This window comes from Streptomyces sp. A5-4 (assembly GCF_051131715.1).
Taxonomy (GTDB): domain Bacteria; phylum Actinomycetota; class Actinomycetes; order Streptomycetales; family Streptomycetaceae; genus Streptomyces.
In genome coordinates this window covers 3517311-3534275 of record NZ_CP178591.1, presented here as the reverse complement: position 1 = coordinate 3534275, position 16965 = coordinate 3517311, and the positions used below count along the sequence as shown (strand labels likewise).

General features: G+C 71.8%; 14 protein-coding genes. 3 read left to right on the top strand and 11 right to left on the bottom strand.

The features are described from left to right. Nucleotides 1-116 precede the first annotated feature (116 nt). The 5 genes from pstS to mshD form a co-directional block, all read right to left on the bottom strand. Nucleotides 117-1250, bottom strand: coding sequence for a phosphate ABC transporter substrate-binding protein PstS (pstS, locus tag ACLLJJ_RS16185; RefSeq protein ID WP_434591619.1), 1134 nt, complete (start codon nt 1248-1250; stop codon nt 117-119). A 252-nt stretch (nt 1251-1502) separates the two neighbouring features. Beyond that, nucleotides 1503-1931, bottom strand: coding sequence for an NUDIX hydrolase (locus ACLLJJ_RS16180; protein ID WP_434591616.1), 429 nt, complete (start codon nt 1929-1931; stop codon nt 1503-1505). Continuing rightward, nucleotides 1928-2941: a CHAD domain-containing protein gene (locus ACLLJJ_RS16175; protein ID WP_434591613.1), complete on the bottom strand. Its 1014-nt coding sequence runs from the start codon at nt 2939-2941 to the stop codon at nt 1928-1930. The genes ACLLJJ_RS16180 and ACLLJJ_RS16175 overlap by 4 nt, the downstream gene beginning before the upstream one ends. Then, nucleotides 2928-5156 carry an RNA degradosome polyphosphate kinase gene (locus ACLLJJ_RS16170; RefSeq protein ID WP_434591610.1) on the bottom strand — a complete coding sequence of 743 codons (2229 nt, stop codon included), beginning with the start codon at nt 5154-5156 and terminating at the stop codon, nt 2928-2930. The genes ACLLJJ_RS16175 and ACLLJJ_RS16170 overlap by 14 nt, the downstream gene beginning before the upstream one ends. A 320-nt stretch (nt 5157-5476) precedes the next feature. Next, on the bottom strand, nt 5477-6403 hold the full coding sequence (gene mshD / locus ACLLJJ_RS16165) for a mycothiol synthase (RefSeq protein ID WP_434591608.1): 927 nt from the start codon (nt 6401-6403) through the stop codon (nt 5477-5479). A gap of 486 nt (nt 6404-6889) precedes the next feature. Between mshD and ACLLJJ_RS16160 the strand changes: the two genes are divergently transcribed. Beyond that, nucleotides 6890-8761 carry a bifunctional metallophosphatase/5'-nucleotidase gene (locus ACLLJJ_RS16160; RefSeq protein WP_434591605.1) on the top strand — a complete coding sequence of 624 codons (1872 nt, stop codon included), beginning with the start codon at nt 6890-6892 and terminating at the stop codon, nt 8759-8761. Between the two features lie 95 nt (nt 8762-8856). Here ACLLJJ_RS16160 and ACLLJJ_RS16155 read toward each other — a convergent pair whose 3' ends face one another. From ACLLJJ_RS16155 to ACLLJJ_RS16130, 6 genes are all read right to left on the bottom strand, one after another. Beyond that, the gene (locus ACLLJJ_RS16155) at nt 8857-9255 is read right to left on the bottom strand and encodes a hypothetical protein (protein WP_434591602.1); all 399 of its coding nucleotides are present in this window, start codon (nt 9253-9255) and stop codon (nt 8857-8859) included. 224 nt (nt 9256-9479) lie between these two features. Next, entirely contained in the window at nt 9480-10979 is a 1500-nt protein-coding gene (locus tag ACLLJJ_RS16150) for a sensor histidine kinase (RefSeq protein WP_434591600.1), read from the bottom strand. Then, nucleotides 10976-11704, bottom strand: a complete 729-nt coding sequence (locus ACLLJJ_RS16145; protein ID WP_434591597.1) for a response regulator transcription factor — start codon at nt 11702-11704, stop codon at nt 10976-10978. Before ACLLJJ_RS16145 ends, ACLLJJ_RS16150 begins: the two co-directional genes overlap by 4 nt. Nucleotides 11705-11809: 105 nt before the next feature. After that, on the bottom strand, nt 11810-12901 hold the full coding sequence (locus ACLLJJ_RS16140; RefSeq protein ID WP_434591594.1) for a S1C family serine protease: 1092 nt from the start codon (nt 12899-12901) through the stop codon (nt 11810-11812). A gap of 91 nt (nt 12902-12992) precedes the next feature. After that, nucleotides 12993-14021, bottom strand: coding sequence for a LacI family DNA-binding transcriptional regulator (locus ACLLJJ_RS16135; RefSeq protein ID WP_434591591.1), 1029 nt, complete (start codon nt 14019-14021; stop codon nt 12993-12995). Between the two features lie 69 nt (nt 14022-14090). Further along, nucleotides 14091-14891, bottom strand: a complete 801-nt coding sequence (locus tag ACLLJJ_RS16130) for a response regulator transcription factor (protein WP_434591588.1) — start codon at nt 14889-14891, stop codon at nt 14091-14093. 513 nt (nt 14892-15404) lie between these two features. Here ACLLJJ_RS16130 and ACLLJJ_RS16125 point away from each other — a divergent pair. Both ACLLJJ_RS16125 and ACLLJJ_RS16120 read left to right on the top strand, forming a co-directional pair. After that, nucleotides 15405-15659, top strand: coding sequence for a MoaD/ThiS family protein (locus ACLLJJ_RS16125; RefSeq protein ID WP_434591585.1), 255 nt, complete (start codon nt 15405-15407; stop codon nt 15657-15659). A gap of 10 nt (nt 15660-15669) precedes the next feature. Continuing rightward, complete coding sequence (locus ACLLJJ_RS16120; RefSeq protein ID WP_434591582.1) at nt 15670-16914, top strand: hypothetical protein; 1245 nt, start codon at nt 15670-15672, stop codon at nt 16912-16914. Nucleotides 16915-16965: the final 51 nt, after the last annotated feature.

The following is a 16965-nucleotide window of genomic DNA, read 5'->3' as shown; positions in this document are numbered from 1 at the left end:
CATGCGTCTTTCCGGTCTGTGTGGGGGAGCGGACTCCCCTGGCGGCGGTGCACCGGATGGAGGGTGGCGGCCGGCCCGGTGAGGTGCGCCGGGCCGGCCGCCGGTGGCTCTGTGGGTCAGTTCAGGGAGGTGACCGTCTCGCGGACCTTGGCGTTGATCTCCGCCGGGATCGGGGCGTAGCCGGCGTCCGAGAGCAGCTTCTGGCCGTCGGCGCCCGCGGCGTAGGTCAGGAAGGACTTGACCGTGCCCAGCGTCTCGGGGGTGTTGCCCTTGTCGCAGACGACCTCGTACGTCACCAGGACGATCGGGTAGGCGCCCTCGGCCTTGGTCGCGTAGTCGAGCTTCAGCGCGAGGTCCTTGCCCTGGCCCGCGACCTTGGCGGCGGCGATGGCCTTCGAGGCGTTCTCGGAAGTGGCCTCGACCGGCGTGGCCGCACCGGTGTCGATCTTGAGGGTAGAGATGTCCTGCGAGGCGGCGTACGACAGCTCGAAGTAGCCGATCGCGCCGTCCTCCTGCTTGACCTGCGCGGCGACACCGGCGGAGCCGGACGCGGCCTGGCCGCCCGGGGCCGGCCACTTCTTCTCGGCCTCGTAGGGCCAGTCGGCCTTGGCGGTGGCGCTCAGGTACTTGCCCAGGTTCTGGGTGGTGCCGGAGTCCTCGGAGCGGTGGAAGGCCTGGATCGGCTTGTCCGGGAGCTTGGCGTCCGGGTTGAGCTTGGCGATCGCCTCGTCGTTCCAGTTCTTGATCTTGTTGTTGAAGATCTTGGCGATCGTGGAGGCGTCCAGCTTCAGGTCGTCGACGCCGTCCAGGTTGTAACCGAGGGCCACCGGGCCGCCGACCATCGGCAGGTTGATGCCCTGGCCGCCCTTGCAGATCTTCTTCGAGTCCTCGACCTCGTCGGGCTTGAGCGCCGAGTCGGAGCCGGCGAAGCCGACCGTGCCCTGGTTGAACGCGACGATGCCTTCGCCCGAGGAGGAGGACTTGTAGTTGATCTCCACGCCCGTGCAGCCGGCCATGTAGTTCTTGACCCAGAGGTCCATGGCGTTCTTCTGCGCGCTCGAACCCGAGGCGAGCAGCTTGCCCTCGGCGTCGTCACACTTGATGGTCTTGCCGGCCGTCGTCTTCTCGCCGGAGCCGCCCGTGGAGCCGCTGTTGTTGTCCGAGCCGCACGCCGTGAGGACCAGGGCGCCGGAGACGGCGAGTGCGCCGAGCGCGGTGGCGCGAAGCCGGTTCTTGCTCTGAAGCTTCACTTTCGGGTGTTCCTTCCAGGAGCCGCCGGGTCTCGTGTCGTGGCGGCGTGCGAGGTGGTTCGGACGTTTCAGCTACGCAGTCGGGCGAGCATCTCGCGATGTGCCGCGCACTGTGTAAGTCCGAAATTAGGCAGAACAGGTGAAGCGACCAACGGGGGAGGGTGAACGGGAGGTGAACCGTGACGGTCGGACCGGGGTGGCCGCCCCGGGCGGGTCCGGTCGTCCTTCGGGCCGGGGCCCGGGGCGGCCCGGTCAGGTCGCGTGCAGCGACTCCAGGAGCGCTGCCAGCAGCTCGCGGTCGCGGGGCTGCGTCAGGCGCTGGGTCGCCGCTGTGGGGGAGAGCCACAGGACGCGGTCGACCTCGTTGTTCGGGACGAAGGTGCCTGCCGTCGCCTCCGCTGCCCAGTAGTCGACCCGCTTGGGGCGGCCGTTCGCGAGGTAGTGGGTGGTGGGGAGGCGGGGGCCCGGTGTGGCGGCGTGGCCGGTTTCCTCCAGGACCTCGCGCAGGGCGCCTCGGAGCGCGTCCTCGTCGCGCTTGAGTTTGCCTTTCGGGTGGGACCAGTCGTCGTATTTCGGTCGGTGTACGAGGCAGATCTGGAGGCCGACGGCGGAGGTGCGGCGCCAGAGCACGCAGCCCGCGGCCAGGACGGCGGGCTCGTGGGCCGGGTTCGCGGTGGTCACGGCGCGGGCCAGACCTGCTGGAACGCGAAGCGGGCCGCCTCCACCTCGTGGCGCTGGTCCGCGTGCAGCACGCCCAGGGCGTACGCCGTCGCCGGGGCGATGCGCGGGGTGCGGGCCGCCGAAGCCGCCGCTGCCGCGGCCTCCGCCGCGTCCCGGTGGCGGTTCAGGGCGTGGGCCGCGGGGAGGGTGTCGGCTGCCGGGGACCGTACGACGTCCTGCGCGTAGCGGTGCAGGCGCAGGAGGAGACGGACCTGGTGCCAGGGGGCGTCCTGTGCCTCGGCGGTCGGTGTGGCGGCCAGGCCGTGGATCAGCGCCTCCGCGTTGTACGGGTGCGCCGCGCGGTTCAGCGGGAGTGTGGCCACCGCGTCGGTCAGGCGCTGCCGGGCCGCGTCGGCGAGCGGGACCAGGACCTCGTCGGCGGGCGCCGCGGCGGCCGGGCCCAGCGGGGCGTCGGACGCGAGGAGGGCCACGGCGTCGGCGACCGCGTGGAAGCGCGAGGAGCCCAGGGCCTGGAGTGCGGCGGAGTGCGCGCGTGTCCTGGCCAGGGTCAGTTGGCGGTCGAGGAGGGCTCCGGCGCGCGCGGCCCCGACGGTCAGGGCTCCGGCGGGCTGCGCGGTGCCTCGTGCGGCCGGTACCGGGGTCGTGCCGGAGAGGCGGTTCAGGGCGTCGAGGAGCCGGCTCTGGCGGGCCGCGCAGGAGTGCTCGCGGGCCAGGGTGCCCGACAGCCAGGACAGCTCCGCGCGCAGCGGGTCGGCCCAGTGGGTGTCGGTCAGCGGGCGGAACGTGTGCAGTGCCCCGCCGATCCGGCGTGCCGAGCGGCGCAGCGCGCCGGCCGCCTCGGCGGCCGCGGTCCCCTGCGGGTCCTGGCCGCTCTCGCGGTGCATGCGCAGGCTGCGCAGGAAGTCCGCGGCCCGGTCGTGCAGATACGGCGAGAGGACCTCACCGGCGGGCCGGTGACCGGTGAACGGGCGGGCCGCCGCGTTCCTTGATGCGGTGTCATGGTGTTGCACGCCGGCGCCTCCGGGCGTCTATGAGCATCTCCTGGACGTTCCGCAGCGGCGAGCCGTCCGCGTCCGTCGCGTGCCGTGTCCAGTTGCCGTCGGCACTGAGGTGCCACGAGGACGTGGCGTCGGACATGCCGGTTTCGAGGAACCGGGTCAGGGCCGCGCGGTGGGACGGGTCGGTCACCCGGACCAGTGCTTCGATGCGGCGGTCGAGGTTGCGGTGCATCATGTCGGCGCTGCCGAACCAGACTTCGGGCTCGCCGCCGTTGCCGAAGGAGAAGATCCGCGAGTGTTCGAGGAAGCGGCCGAGGATGGAGCGGACCCGGATGTTCTCCGAGAGTCCGGTGACCCCTGGGCGGATCGCGCAGATCCCGCGTACCCAGATGTCGATCGGCACGCCTGCTCTGGACGCCCGGTAGCAGGCGTCGATGATGGCCTCGTCGACCATCGAGTTGACCTTGATGCGTACGTACGCGGGACGCCCCGCCCGGTGGTGCGCCACTTCTTTGTTGATGCGGGCGACCAGGCCGTCCCGCAGCGACTTGGGGGCGACGAGGAGGCGGCGGTACGTCTCGCGGCGGGAGTAGCCGGAGAGCCGGTTGAAGAGGTCGGAGAGGTCCGCGCCGACCTGCGGGTCCGCGGTGAGCAGGCCCAGGTCCTCGTAGAGGCGGGCCGTCTTGGGGTGGTAGTTGCCGGTGCCGACATGGCTGTAGCGCCGTAGCGTCTCGCCCTCCTGACGGACCACCAGGGACAGCTTGCAGTGGGTCTTCAGGCCAACCAGGCCGTAGACGACATGGCAGCCGGACTCCTCCAGCTTGCGCGCCCACTTGATGTTCGCCTGCTCGTCGAAGCGGGCCTTGATCTCGACCAGGACCAGCACCTGCTTGCCCGACTCGGCCGCGTCGATCAGCGCGTCCACTATCGGGGAGTCGCCCGAGGTGCGGTACAGCGTCTGCTTGATCGCCAGGACGTCCGGGTCGCCCGCGGCCTGCTCCAGGAAGGCCTGGACGGAGGTCGAGAACGAGTCGTAGGGGTGGTGGAGGAGTACGTCGCGTTCGCGCAGGGCCGCGAAGATGTCGGGCGCCGACGCCGACTCGACCTCGGCCAGGTCACGGTGGGTGCCGGCGATGAACTTCGGGAACTTCAGCTCGGGGCGGTCGAGCGCCGCTATGCCGAACAGCCCGGTCAGGTCGAGGGGGCCGGGCAGCGGGTACACCTCGGCGTCGGACATCTTCAGCTCGCGGACCAGCAGGTCCAGGACGTACGGGTCGATGGACTCCTCGACCTCCAGGCGCACCGGCGGCCCGAAGCGGCGCCGCATCAGCTCCTTCTCCAGCGCCTGGAGGAGGTTCTCGGTGTCGTCCTCCTCGACTTCGAGGTCCTCGTTGCGGGTCACCCGGAACATGTGGTGCGCGAGGACCTCCATGCCGGGGAAGAGCTCTTCGAGGTGCGCCGCTATGACGTCCTCAAGGGGCACGTAACGCTGCGGGGAGGCCTCCAGGAACCGGGAGAGCAGCGGCGGGACCTTGACGCGGGCGAAGTGCCGATGGCCGCTGACCGGGTTGCGGACGACCACCGCGAGGTTCAGGGACAGCCCCGAGATGTACGGGAAGGGGTGCGCCGGGTCGACCGCGAGGGGGGTCAGCACCGGGAAGATCTGCTGCCGGAAGAGCGTGAAGAGCCGGGCCTGCTCCTTCTCGGTCAGCTCGGGCCAGCGGATGAGGTGGATGCTCGCGTCGGCGAGGGCCGGGGCGACATCCTGCTGGTAGCAGGCCGCGTGCCGGGCCATGAGCTCACGGGAGCGGGTCCAGATCAGGTCCAGGACCTCGCGGGGCTGGAGGCCGGACGCGGAGCGGGTCGCCACGCCGGTCGCGATGCGGCGCTTCAGGCCGGCGACCCGGACCATGAAGAACTCGTCGAGGTTCGAGGCGAAGATGGCGAGGAAATTAGCCCGTTCGAGGAGGGGCGTGCCGGGGTCCTCGGCCAGTTCGAGCACCCGCTCGTTGAACGCCAGCCAGCTGCGCTCGCGGTCCAGGAAGCGGCCCTGCGGCAGTTCCTCGTCGCCGTCGGGGTCCTCGACGTACGTATCCAGGTCGGCGTCGATGTCGGGGTCCAGCGGCACCGGCGACGCGGCCACGGTGTGCGGGCGGTGCGCGGCGATGGAACCGACGGACGGCTGAGCATGCTGGACGGGGACATCGGCGCTCGGCTGCTGGCTCATGGCCCCATTCTTCCGCTTCCGGGTGCCTACGGGCGCGCCGAAGGGGGCGGATACGACGGGCGCTCTCCCGTTGGGGGCGGGTGGCTCGGCGGGCTGCATTCCGTGAGGGTCGCAAGCGTGTCTGAATAGCCGGTAACGGGGACATGACGTCCGGGCGCGGGTGGGCGGGCGGACGGGAAGCGGTGCGGGCGCGTGTGGGCGGGGCTTGTCCCCTGCCTGCCCCTCCCGCAGCCGGGGCCGCAGCCGGGGCGGCCAGGGCCGCGAGAAGGGGCGGTGTCGATCGACGCCGCCCCCGGGGTGTTGCTGCGCGCGGTGCTGTCCTAGGACTCCGTGCGGTACATCAGGTCCACTCCGTGCGTGGTGAAGCCGAGTCGCTCGTACACCGTGACCGCCGCCGCGTTGTCCGCGTCGACGTACAGCATCGCGGTCGGCAGGCCCGCCGCCGCGAGGTGCCGCAGGCCGGTCGCGGTCAGTGCCTTGCCGAGGCCGCCGCCCTGGGCGTCCGGGCGGATCCCGACGACGTACACCTCGCCGAGCCGCTCTTCGGCGTGCACCTTCGTCCAGTGGAAACCGATCAGCTCGCCGTCGCGCTCGGCCAGGAAGAAGCCCTTGGGGTCGAACCACGACTCGGCCTCGCGGTCGGCCAGGTCGCGCTGTGTCAGCGAACCCTGCTCGGGGTGGTGCGCGAACGCCGCCGCGTTCACGGCGAGCCAGGCCGTGTCGTCCCGGCCGGACACGAAGGTGCGGATGCTCACACCCTCGGGAAGGACCGGCTCGGGGATGTCCAGCGGGCTCAACGGGCGGCGCAGTTGCCGCAGTTCGCGGAAGAGGGTCAGCCCGAGCACCTGCGCGAGGTGCCGCGCCGCGGACCTTCCGCCGTGCGCCCACACCCGCAGCCGCTTTCCCGAGGCGTTCAGCACGGCCGATCCGAGCGCCCGCCCGTGACCCTGCCCGCGATGCGAGGGATGTACGACCAGCTCGGCGGCCGGGGCCTCGACGGGGTCGGTGTCCTCCAGCTGCGCGTAACCGAGCAGCATCCCGTCGGCCCGCGACAGCAGGAAGTGCCGGATGCCCGCACGGTGCCCGCCCCGGAGCTGCAGCCTGCCCTGCTCGGACACGGCGTGTACGCCGTCCTCGCGGGCGGCGTCGGTCAGCAGGCCGATGACCTGTCGCGCCTGCTCGTCGGTGAGCTCGTCGAGGGTCTGGATCCGGCGGTCGGGGGCGGGGGCTACGGGGTCAGTCGTCATGGGTACGAGCGTACGGCGGTGATGGCGCGACAGGCTGCTGGGCAAATCGGTCGAGAGGTAGCCGATGGCCGGGTGCCGCACTTCTCGCGGCGCTGCCGCGCCGGGATCGTCCGATCTCCCGGCCGGCCCGGAGCGTCTCGGCGCTGGCCCCGGGCCGACCGCGCAGGCGCGCGCCCCGCCCGATCGACTTGATGACGTCGGCCAACTCGCGGATGAAAAACGGCAGTTACGGGCCGGGCGGGTGCGGTGGCCCTCGGAGGGGTCTCGTTCTTCTTGCCGTGCACACCGCGGCGCTCGCGCGTGCGACGACGTTACTGCGCGTACATGTCCGGCATGCGAGCGATACGCACTGAATGCCCCGTTGACGAAATGATGGCAACCAGCTCGTAACCCGGGACCCCTGTCGCTCTACGCGCGTTGACTTTAAGCTGCCGCGTCAAGCCACGTTCACACCCAGCTCACCACGCTGAACTCACAAGGGGACAGATGTCAGCGAACCCCCGCTCCACCCGTACGCAGCGGACCTCGCGCAGCGGTCGCGCGACCCGGCGGATCCTCGCGTCCGCCGCCGGTCTCGCCACCGTCGGCGCGCTCGTCGCCGCGATGCCGGCCGGCGCCCAGGACGGCGGGCGGCACCACAAGCCGAAGCCGTCGCGGACCGTCGATGTGCAGTTGCTGTCCTTCAACGACCTGCACGGGAACCTGGAGCCCCCGGCGGGCTCGGCCGGCACGGTCAACGAGACGCAGCCCGACGGGACGACGAAGGCCATCCCGGCCGGTGGCGTGGAGTACCTGGCGACCTCGCTGCGCGACGCGCGCGAAGGCAACCGGTACTCCGTCACCGCGGCCGCCGGCGACCTGGTCGGCGGCAGCCCCCTCATGTCCGGGCTGTTCCACGACGAGCCGACCATCGAGGCGCTGAACAAGCTCGACCTCGACGTGTCCGCCGTCGGCAACCACGAGTTCGACGAGGGCTCCGCCGAGCTGGGGCGCCTGCAGAACGGCGGCTGCCACCCGGTCGAGGGCTGCTTCGAGAAGGGCAAGAAGTTCAAGGGCGCGGACTTCCCGTACCTCGCCGCGAACGTCACCCGCGAGAAGACCGGCAAGCCGATCCTCAAGCCGTACACGGTGTGGAAGAAGAACGGCGTCAAGATCGGCTTCATCGGGGTCACCCTCGAAGGCACCCCGGACATCGTCACGGCCAACGGCGTCAAGGGACTGAAGTTCCACGATGAGGTCGAGACCGTCAACAAGTACGCCAAGGAACTCGACCGCCAGGGCGTCAAGTCGATCGTCGCGCTGATCCACGAGGGCGGCTCGCCGGCCGGCAGTTCGTACAACTACGACTGCGACTCCCCGGGCGCCGGTGACGGCATCTCAGGACCGATCACCGACATCGCCAAGGGCATCACGCCCAAGGTCGACGCGCTGGTCACCGGGCACACCCACCAGGCGTACGTGTGCACCATCCCGGACCCGGCGGGCAAGCCGCGCATGGTCACCTCGGCGTCCTCGTTCGGCAAGGTCTACACCGACACCACGCTCACCTACGACCGCAGGACCAAGGACATCGTCCGTACGTCGGTGAAGTCGTCCCAGTCGGCGAAGTCCGCTGATTCTGTGAAGTCCGTGAACCACATCGTCAGCCGTGACCAGGCCAAGGCCGCGGACATGACCTCGCTCATCGGCCGCTGGAACATCCTCGCCGCGCCCGTCGCCAACAGGCCGCAGGGCTTCATCTCCGCCGACATCAACGGCCGCGGTTCCACCGCCCCCGAGAAGCCGCTCGGCGACCTGATCGCCGACGCGCAGCTGGAGGGCCTGGCCCCGGCCGACAGGGGCGGGGCGCAGATCGCCTTCATGAACCCGGGCGGGATCCGTTCCGACCTGGTCTTCAAGGCGAGCGGCAGCGAGGGCGACGGGGTGGTGACGTACGGCGAGGCGTTCACCGTCCAGCCGTTCACCAACATGATGAACGTCGTCGACCTGACCGGCGCCCAGCTGATCACCGCGCTCCAGCAGCAGGTCAGCGGCGGCAACGACGCCTCCCCGAAGGTGCTTCAGGTGTCCAGGGGCTTCACGTACACCCTGGACATGACCAAGCAGGGCGCGTCCCGTATCGTCGTCGCCTCGGTACGGCTGAACGGCGTCGCGCTCGACCCGGCGAAGACCTACCGCGTCGCGATGAACGAGTTCCTCGCAGGGGGCGGCGACGGCTTCGCGGTCTTCAAGGACCACAAGAACAAGCTGGTCGGCGCCTCCGACCTGGACCTCTTCAACGCCCACCTGGCGGCGAACTCCAGCGCGGCCGAGCCGATCGCACCGCCGGCCGCCGACCGAATCACGGTCGTGAAGTAGGACAGCACCCCCCGCAGCGCATGCGAACGGCCGCGCCCCCACGGGAAACCGTGGGGGCGCGGCCGTTCGACGACGGCGCGGAGCCGTCAGTCGTTTCAGCTGCCGTGGTGACCGAAGGCCGACTCCCACTGGAAGGCAGACTTCGAGCCGCGGGTTCCGGTGATGCCGTAGGGCCCACCGACGTTGTGGTGCTCGAACCTGGCCTTCATGCCCTCGCCGCGGTGCCCGCCGGAGAGGTCGTAGCCGCGGTCGTGGTCGTAGCCGCGGTCGTGACCGCCGAAGAACGACTCGCTCTCGTATCCGGCCTTCGCTCCACGGGCCGTGGTGATGCCGTACGGGCCGCCGACGTTGTAGTACTCGAACCCGGCCGACATGCCGCCGCTCCGGTGGGCGGGGCCATCGTCGCCGCCCATCGTTGCGGCGGTGGCGGGGCCGGCCGCCATGAATCCGGCAGTGGCGATGGCGGCGACGGTGATGGCGAGGCGACGAAGCATGAGAATTCCTCCAGAACGTGAGGGCTGATTACCTGACCTCATCGCAATCTGGTGCGCCGGAACGCGCCACACGCCCGGAGGGGACGTAAACAGGCGCGGACTGTACCCGATTGGCGGGCGCACCGCAGGCGGGGCTGGGCCATCGGGGTGGCCCAGCGAGTGGGCGCGGTCGCCGGCGACGCACACCGCGTCGAGCCCGGCGGCGCCGGCTCCAAGGACCCGCCTCACATCACGTCGGCCGGTGGCGGTGTGGGCGCCCCCGGCAGGCCGATCAGGGCCTCCGTGCCGCCGCCCCCGTCCGGCGGGCGCCGCAGCTCGATCGTGCCGCCCGCGTGCTGGACCGTACGGGCCACGATCGACAGGCCCAGGCCCGAGCCCGGCAGGGCGCGGGCGGACGGGGAGCGCCAGAAGCGGTCGAAGACGAGGGGGAGTTCGTCGGCGGGGATGCCGGGGCCGTGGTCGCGGACGGACAGCCTGCCCCGGCGCAGCACCACCTCGACGGCGCCGCCCGGTGGGCTGAACTTCACCGCGTTGTCCAGAACGTTGACCAGCGCCCGCTCCAGCGTGGCGGGCTCGGCGCGCACGTACCAGGGCGCGAGGTCGGAGGCGATCGTCAGCTCGGGGCCGCGCAGCCGCGCCCGCTCCAGGGCCGCCGCCGCGATCTCGTGCAGCGCGACGACCCGCGCCGGACTGTCGTGCATGGCCGTGTCCGGCCTCGCCAACTCCTGCAAGTCGCCGATGAGAGCGGCCAGTTCGGTCATCTGAGCCTTGACCGAAGCCATCAGCGCCGCCCGGTCGGTGGGCGGAATGGCCCGGCCCGTCTCGTCACTGCGGGCCAGCAGCTCCACGTTGGTGCGCAGCGAGGTCAGCGGCGTACGCAGCTCGTGCCCCGCGTCGGCGATCAGTTGCGCCTGGCGGTCGCGGGAGCTGGCCAGGGCGGTGGTCATCGCGTTGAACGACAGCGAGAGGCGGGCGATCTCGTCCTCGCCCTCGACCGGGATGCGTACGGTCAGGTCCTCGGTGCGCGCCACATGCTCGACCGCGTCGGCCAGCCGGTCCACGGGCCGCAGCCCGGTCCTCGCCACCCACAGTCCCGCGGCGCCCGCGCCGAGCACCCCGAGGCCGGCGACGGCGAGCAGGACGAGCGCGAGCTGGTTCAGCGCGCCGTCGACCTCCGCGAGGGGGCGGGAGAACGACACGGTGAGCCCGGTGCCGCTGTCCTGGTGGGTGAAGACGCGGACCGCCTCGCCGGTGTCGGTGACCCCGTCGCGCCAGGCCTGATCGGCGAGGTGCCTGGCGACGTGGGTGTCGGCCTGCTGGACCTTGACGGGGGTCGACCCCGGGCCGACACAGCGACCGCCGTCGAGGCGTACCAGCTGTACGTATGTGGTGCTGGGCGGGGCGTCCTTGCTGGGCGCCGGGCCCGACTCCTGGCAGTTCGACGCGGCCAGCTCCAGGTATCCGCGCGACACGGACAGGCTCTCCAGGGAGGAGTCCAGCTGGGAGCGCAGCTGGCTCTCGGTGAGCAGCCAGCAGGCCACCGCGGCCAGCGCGACCGCGACGGTCACCGCGGTGGTGACGAGCAGCGCGAGGCGGGAGCGCAGCGGCAGCGAGGCCAGCCGGCGCAGCGGGCCGCGCCTGCCGGGCTCCGGGGCGGGGGCCTCCGGGTCGTCGGCGCCGTCCGTGGGGTGCGGGGCGTCGTGCGGGACGTGCGTGGTGGTCACTCCGTACCGCCGCCCGTGCGCAGCGCGTACCCCACTCCCCGCACCGTGTGCACGAGGCGCGGCTCGCCGGCCGCCTCCGTCTTGCGGCGCAGGTACATCACGTACACGTCGAGCGAATTCGAGCTCGGCTCGAAGTCGAAGCCCCAGACCGCCTTGAGGATCTGCTCGCGCGTCAGGACCTGGCGCGGGTGCGCGAGGAACATCTCCAGGAGCGTGAACTCAGTCCGGGTCAGCTCCACTTGGCGGCTTCCGCGGGTGACCTCGCGGGTCGCGAGGTCCATTCGCAGATCGGCGAAGGACAGCACATGGCCGGGCGGCTCCTCGCCGCCCGCGCCCTGGGTCGCCGCGTACGAACTGCGCCGCAGCAGGGCCCTGATGCGGGCGAACAGTTCGTCCAGCTCGAACGGTTTCACCAGGTAGTCGTCGGCGCCCGCGTCGAGTCCGGTCACGCGGTCGCCGACCGTGTCGCGGGCGGTCAGCATCAGGATCGGGATGGTGTCGCCGGACGACCGGATGCGGCGGGCGGCGGTCAGGCCGTCCATCCGGGGCATCTGGATGTCGAGCACGATCAGATCCGGCTCGTATGCGGCGGTCTTGGCGAGCGCGTCGACGCCGTCGACCGCGACCTCCGTGCCGTAGCCCTCGAAGGCGAGGCTGCGCTGGAGCGCCTCGCGCACGGCGGGTTCGTCGTCGACGATCAGGATGCGCTCGGCGGGGCTGGTCATCGGGGGTCCTCGGCGGTGGTGGGTGACGTGGTGGGGGCGGCCTTCAGCGTCGCACGGAGGGAGGCGGGGGCGCCTGCGGCGGGCTGTTCCCCTGGAAAGGTCTCCTCAGCCACCGCTCCGCAGCTTCGCCAGGTCCGCCTTGACCGTGTCCACCGGGATCGCGAAGCCGAGGCCCACGCTGCCCGTCGTGGAGCCCGTTGCGCCGCTCGGGGCGTACATCGCCGAGTTGATGCCGATGATCTCGCCGTTCATGTTGATGAGCGCGCCGCCGGAGTTGCCGGGGTTGAGGGACGCGTCCGTCTGGAGCGCCTTGTACGTCGTCTTGGCCGAGCCCGTCTCCCCGTTGAACTGCTTTCCGCCGAACTCGAACGGCCACTGACCCTGCTGATCGCCCTGGCCCTGGCCCTGGCCCTCGTCCTGGTCCTTCGCGACCGTCACGTCACGGTCGAGCGCGGAGACGATTCCGCTGGTCACGGTCCCCGTCAGGCCCTCGGGCGAACCGATCGCCACCACCTCGTCGCCGACCTTCACCTGGTCGGAGTTGCCGAGGGAAGCCGTCTTGAGCCCGCTCGCGCCCTCCAGCTTGATGAGCGCGAGGTCCTTGTCCGCGTCGGTGCCGACGACCTTCGCCGTGTACGTCTTGCCGTCGCTCAGCTTGACCTTGATGCTCGAGGCGCCCGCGACGACGTGGTTGTTGGTGATGATCTCGCCGTCGGCGGTGATGACCACACCGGAGCCCGTGGAGTCTCCCGCCGAGGACGTCGCGCCGATCTCGACGATGCTCGGGCTGACGGCCTGCGCGACCCCGGCGACGGTGCCCTTGCTGCTCTGCGCGACGTTGGTGCCGGTGACGCCGGTGCCGACGCCCGGGTCGCTCTTCGGCAGGTTCTGGACGAGCGCGCCCGTGCCGCCGCCTATCGCGGCGGCGGCGAGGGCGACCGCGGCCAGCATCGCCACGGGCCGCTTGGCCCGCCTGCGGTGCGGCGGGTGCGGGTGCGGCGGCGGCCAGGCAGCCCCGGCCGCGTTCGCCGCCACCGGCTGCGCGGGCTCGTGGGCGGGCGGCGGCGGATACGCGGCGGAGAACGCCTGCGCGTCCCGCTCCGCCTCGTTCCTGGCCCGCTGCCAGGCCTCGTCCGGGTAGGGCTGCTGGTGCTCGGGCTCCGGGTTCTCGCCGCTGCGGCGGTGGCTGTCGGTCATGTCTCAGAGCTTGGCCACCGGTTATGAGAACCGTCTGAGGAGGTGGTGAGAAGCCGCACAGAAGCGCGTATGCCGGACATAAAGAGGTGCGTTACGCGCCGTGGCACCCGCACGAGCGGCGTACCACCAGTGCCGAGGGGAACTGCTTCAGGCGCTCGCGCCGCGACCCCGCCACCCGCAGCGCGTCGTCGAGGACCAGGTCCACCGCCGCCCGCGCCATCGCCGGCCGGTCGGAGGAGACCGTCGTCAGCGGCGGGTCGGTCAGCGCGGCCTCCTTGACGTCGTCGAAGCCGGCCACCGCCAGCTCGCCCGGTACGTCGATGCGCAGCTCGCGCGCCGCCCGCAGCACGCCGATCGCCTGGTCGTCGGTGGCGCAGAAGATCGCCGGGGGTCTGTCGGGGCCGGCCAGCAGCCCGAGGGCCACCTGGTACGCGTCGTAGCGGTTGTACGGGGCCTGGAAGAGGCGGCCCTCGGTGGAGCGTCCGGATTCCTGCATCGCGCGGCGCCAGCCCTCGACGTGGTCGGCCACCGGGTCGCCGACCGCCGGGGTGGACTCCACGCCGCCCAGGCACGCCACGTACGCGTACCCGTGCTCCAGCAGGTGACGGGTGGCGAGCTGGGCGCCGCCGACGTCGTCCGTCACCACTGCCACGTCGTCGATCGCCTCGGGCCGCTCGTGCAGCAGCACCACTCGCGCGTCCCAGGCCTCGATCTCGGCGGCGGCGTGCTCGCTCGGGCCCTGGCTGACCAGAATCAGCCCGGAGACCCGCATGCCGAGGAAGGCCCGCAGATAGTGGACCTCGCGCTCGTCGCGGTAGTCGGAGTTGCCGACGAGGACCATTTTTCCGCGCTCGGCGGCGGCCTGCTCGACGGCGTGCGCCATCTCGGCGAAGAAGGGCTGCCTGGCGTCGGGGACGATCATTCCTATGAGGTCCGTGCGCCGCGAGGCCATCGCCTGGGCCACCCGGTCGGGCCGGTACCCCAGCTCCTTGATCGCGACGAGCACCCGCTCGCGCGTGGCCGGGGCGACCGGCCGCGGTCCGTTGTTGATGACGTAACTGACGACCGCGGTCGACGTCCCCGCCAGTCGTGCCACATCGTCCCGCGTCACCTTGGCCACGCGCGGCAGTCTACGCGTGGTGACTACCGGCCGGGAGGCTCTGCGCCCACCGGCCGGCAAGCCCCGCGACTAGCGCTCGGCAGCCCGTGCGGCCGACCCGACGGGAGCCTCGTCCCGGGGGTCGGTGTCCGCCGGCCGGGCCGCCGGCGAAACCGGTGGAGCGGCCTTTCCGCGGGGGCCCCCGCCTCCCCGGTCCGCCTTCTCCGGCGTCACGAAGCGGTAGCCGACGTTGCGGACAGTGCCGATCAGCGCCTCGTGCTCGGGCCCGAGCTTCGCCCGCAGCCGCCGCACATGGACGTCGACCGTGCGCGTACCGCCGAAGTAGTCGTAACCCCACACTTCCTGGAGCAACTGCGCGCGGGTGAAGACCCGGCCCGGGTGCTGCGCCAGGTACTTGATCAGCTCGAACTCCTTGAAGGTCAGGTCCAGGACCCGGCCCTTGAGCTTCGCGCTGTAGGTCGCCTCGTCGACCGAGAGGTCGCCGTTGCGGATCTCCATCGGGCTGTCGTCCGAAGCGATCTGCCGGCGGCCCGTCGCGAGGCGCAGCCGCGCCTCGACCTCGGCGGGTCCGGCGGTGTCGAGCAGTACGTCGTCGATGCCCCAGTCGGCGGTGACGGCCGCGAGGCCGCCCTCCGTGACGACGAGGATCAGCGGACAGCCGGGGCCGGTGGACCGCAGCAGCTGGCACAGCGACCTGACCTGCGGAAGGTCACGGCGGCCGTCGATCAGGATGATGTCGGCACCAGGGGTGTCGACGAGGGCCGGGCCCTCGGCGGGAGCCACCCGCACACTGTGCAGAAGCAGGCCGAGGGCGGGGAGCACCTCCGTCGAGGGCTGAAGGGCATTGGTCAGGAGCAGCAGAGAGCTCATCGTCCGCCACCTGCCTTGTTCGGACTGTCATGCACGGTTCGCTCGCCCATTACGTCGGTTCCTCCTCGGTCCCTGCGAGGACGTATGCGGCACTGCTTCGTACGTACGGACCTTCGCGCCCTGAGGTCCGTCTGTCGTGTCGCGTCTGTCGTGTCTTCCGTCCGCCATAACGGCCAGAAAGCACAAAAGGACCCGGGGGCAACATTGCCCAGGTCCTCTGCCCAGCAGAATAGCCCACCCTGCTTCCGGGCCAGAGGGACAATTCCGGAGATCATTTGTCTCCTTGGTCACGCTGCGGACACCAAGCACACCCTCAACAGCACCCATCTGTGCAGGTCGCGGCCATGATCGCGACCTGATTCCGGTGGCGCGCGGGCCTCGTGTCGCCGTTGCACGGGGGGCGCACGGAAGCGCGTGCGACTGAGATGGCCGCCGTGAGCGCCCCTCGGGCGTAGGGGCCCGGGGGCGGAGGCGTCATCATGGAGGCGGTAATTCAACGAAAGGAGCGCCGCCATGGCAGCGGTCACCATCCGCTACTGGGCCGCGGCCAAGGCCGCGGCCGGGGTCGCGGAGGAGCCGTACACGGCCCGGACGCTCGCCGAAGCGCTCGACGCGGTGCGCGAGCGGCACCCCGGGGAGCTGACCCGCGTACTCCAGCGGTGTGCGTTCCTCATCGACGGAGACCCCGTCGGGACCCGCGGTCATGAGACCGTACGGCTGGCCGAGGGCGGCACGGTCGAGGTGCTCCCGCCGTTCGCAGGAGGATGACCCCCAGACCATGAGCAACCAGCAGCCTTACCCGTACGAGGGTCAAGAGGGGCCGGAGGGGCGCGAGGGGCGCGACGGTCACCAGGACCCGTCCTACGGGCAGCAGCAACCCCCGTACGCCCCGCAGCAGCCTCCCTACGCGCAGGAGCCCTACACCCAGACCTGGGAGGGGCGGACCTGGGACACCCAGTACCAGCCGGTCCAGCCGCAGCAGCAGTACCAGCCGCAGCAGGACCGGCAGGAGCCGTACGCCCAGCCGTACCCGCAGCCGGACCCGTACGGGCAGCAGCACCGGCCGCAGGCGCCCGCTCCGGCCGCCGCCGACACCGCGTACCTGCCGCCGCGGAACGCCGCCCACCCGCCGCCGCACGAGGCCCCCGGCCCCGCGGCGTACGAGCCCGCGCAGGCCGCGTACGAGCCGCCCCCGGCCCCCGCGCCGTACGAGCCGCCCGCCACCGACGCCACCTGCAACTCACCCACCACCATGGGTGATACGCACGTCACCGACGCCCAGCGCGCCCGCGCCGAGGGCCGGTCGCCGGTGATCGCGCCGGGGATGCAGCCCGCCGTCCTGACCGCCGCCCTGGCCCTGCTGATGGCCGTCGCCGCCGGGCTCGGCCCGTACGCGCTGGCCGTGCCGCTCGTGCTGCTGCAGGCCGTCACCGCCGCCGGCTGGTTCCGGCTCAACGGCATGTGGCCCGCCAGGCAGGGCATCATGCTCGCCTTCCTGGGCGGCGTCACCGCCGACATCGCGCTGCTGGCCGTCGACGCGGCGCACGCGCCCGCCGCGATCATCGGCACGCTCGGCGTCTGGGTGCTGCTCACGCTCGTGCTCCAGCTGCGCAACCGGGCACCCGCCGACGAGCGGATGTACGGGCTGACGGCCACCGTCACCTCGGCCGCGCTCGCCGTGGTCGCGGCCGGGCACCTCGCCGCGGCTCCGGAGGCCGTGGCCATCGGCGGCGTCGCCGTCGCCGTGGCGGTGCTGGCCCGCGCGGTGCCGCTGGGGGCCGTTCCCTCGGTGATCGTGTCGCTGCTCGCCGCGGCGGGCGCCGGGATCGCGGCCGGCCAGCTGACGGACGTCGGCTCCAAGGGGGCGCTGCTCGGGCTCGCGGCCGGGGTGTGCGCGCTGATCGGCCTGCGGGTGGCCAGCTACGACTACCCGTCCCGGTTCGTCCACATGACGGCCGGGGTGGCCCTGCCGCTGACCGTCGCGGCCCCTGCCGTCTATCTGATCGGCCGGGCCATCGTCTGATCGTCCGCCGATCGCGGGCAGTAGGCTCGCGTCGTCAGGGGGCTTGACGAC

Bases quoted from the DNA above. Each gene is read 5' to 3' on its own strand.
- ACLLJJ_RS16140 (WP_434591594.1), bottom strand. From the start codon at position 12,901: ATGACCGACAGCCACCGCCGCAGCGGCGAGAACCCGGAGCCCGAGCAC.
- ACLLJJ_RS16170 (WP_434591610.1), bottom strand. From the start codon at position 5,156: ATGAGCCAGCAGCCGAGCGCCGATGTCCCCGTCCAGCATGCTCAGCCG.
- ACLLJJ_RS16125 (WP_434591585.1), top strand. From the start codon at position 15,405: ATGGCAGCGGTCACCATCCGCTACTGGGCCGCGGCCAAGGCCGCGGCC.
- ACLLJJ_RS16145 (WP_434591597.1), bottom strand. From the start codon at position 11,704: ATGACCAGCCCCGCCGAGCGCATCCTGATCGTCGACGACGAACCCGCC.
- ACLLJJ_RS16160 (WP_434591605.1), top strand. From the start codon at position 6,890: ATGTCAGCGAACCCCCGCTCCACCCGTACGCAGCGGACCTCGCGCAGC.
- ACLLJJ_RS16130 (WP_434591588.1), bottom strand. From the start codon at position 14,891: ATGAGCTCTCTGCTGCTCCTGACCAATGCCCTTCAGCCCTCGACGGAG.
- ACLLJJ_RS16120 (WP_434591582.1), top strand. From the start codon at position 15,670: ATGAGCAACCAGCAGCCTTACCCGTACGAGGGTCAAGAGGGGCCGGAG.
- ACLLJJ_RS16155 (WP_434591602.1), bottom strand. From the start codon at position 9,255: ATGCTTCGTCGCCTCGCCATCACCGTCGCCGCCATCGCCACTGCCGGA.
- mshD (WP_434591608.1), bottom strand. From the start codon at position 6,403: ATGACGACTGACCCCGTAGCCCCCGCCCCCGACCGCCGGATCCAGACC.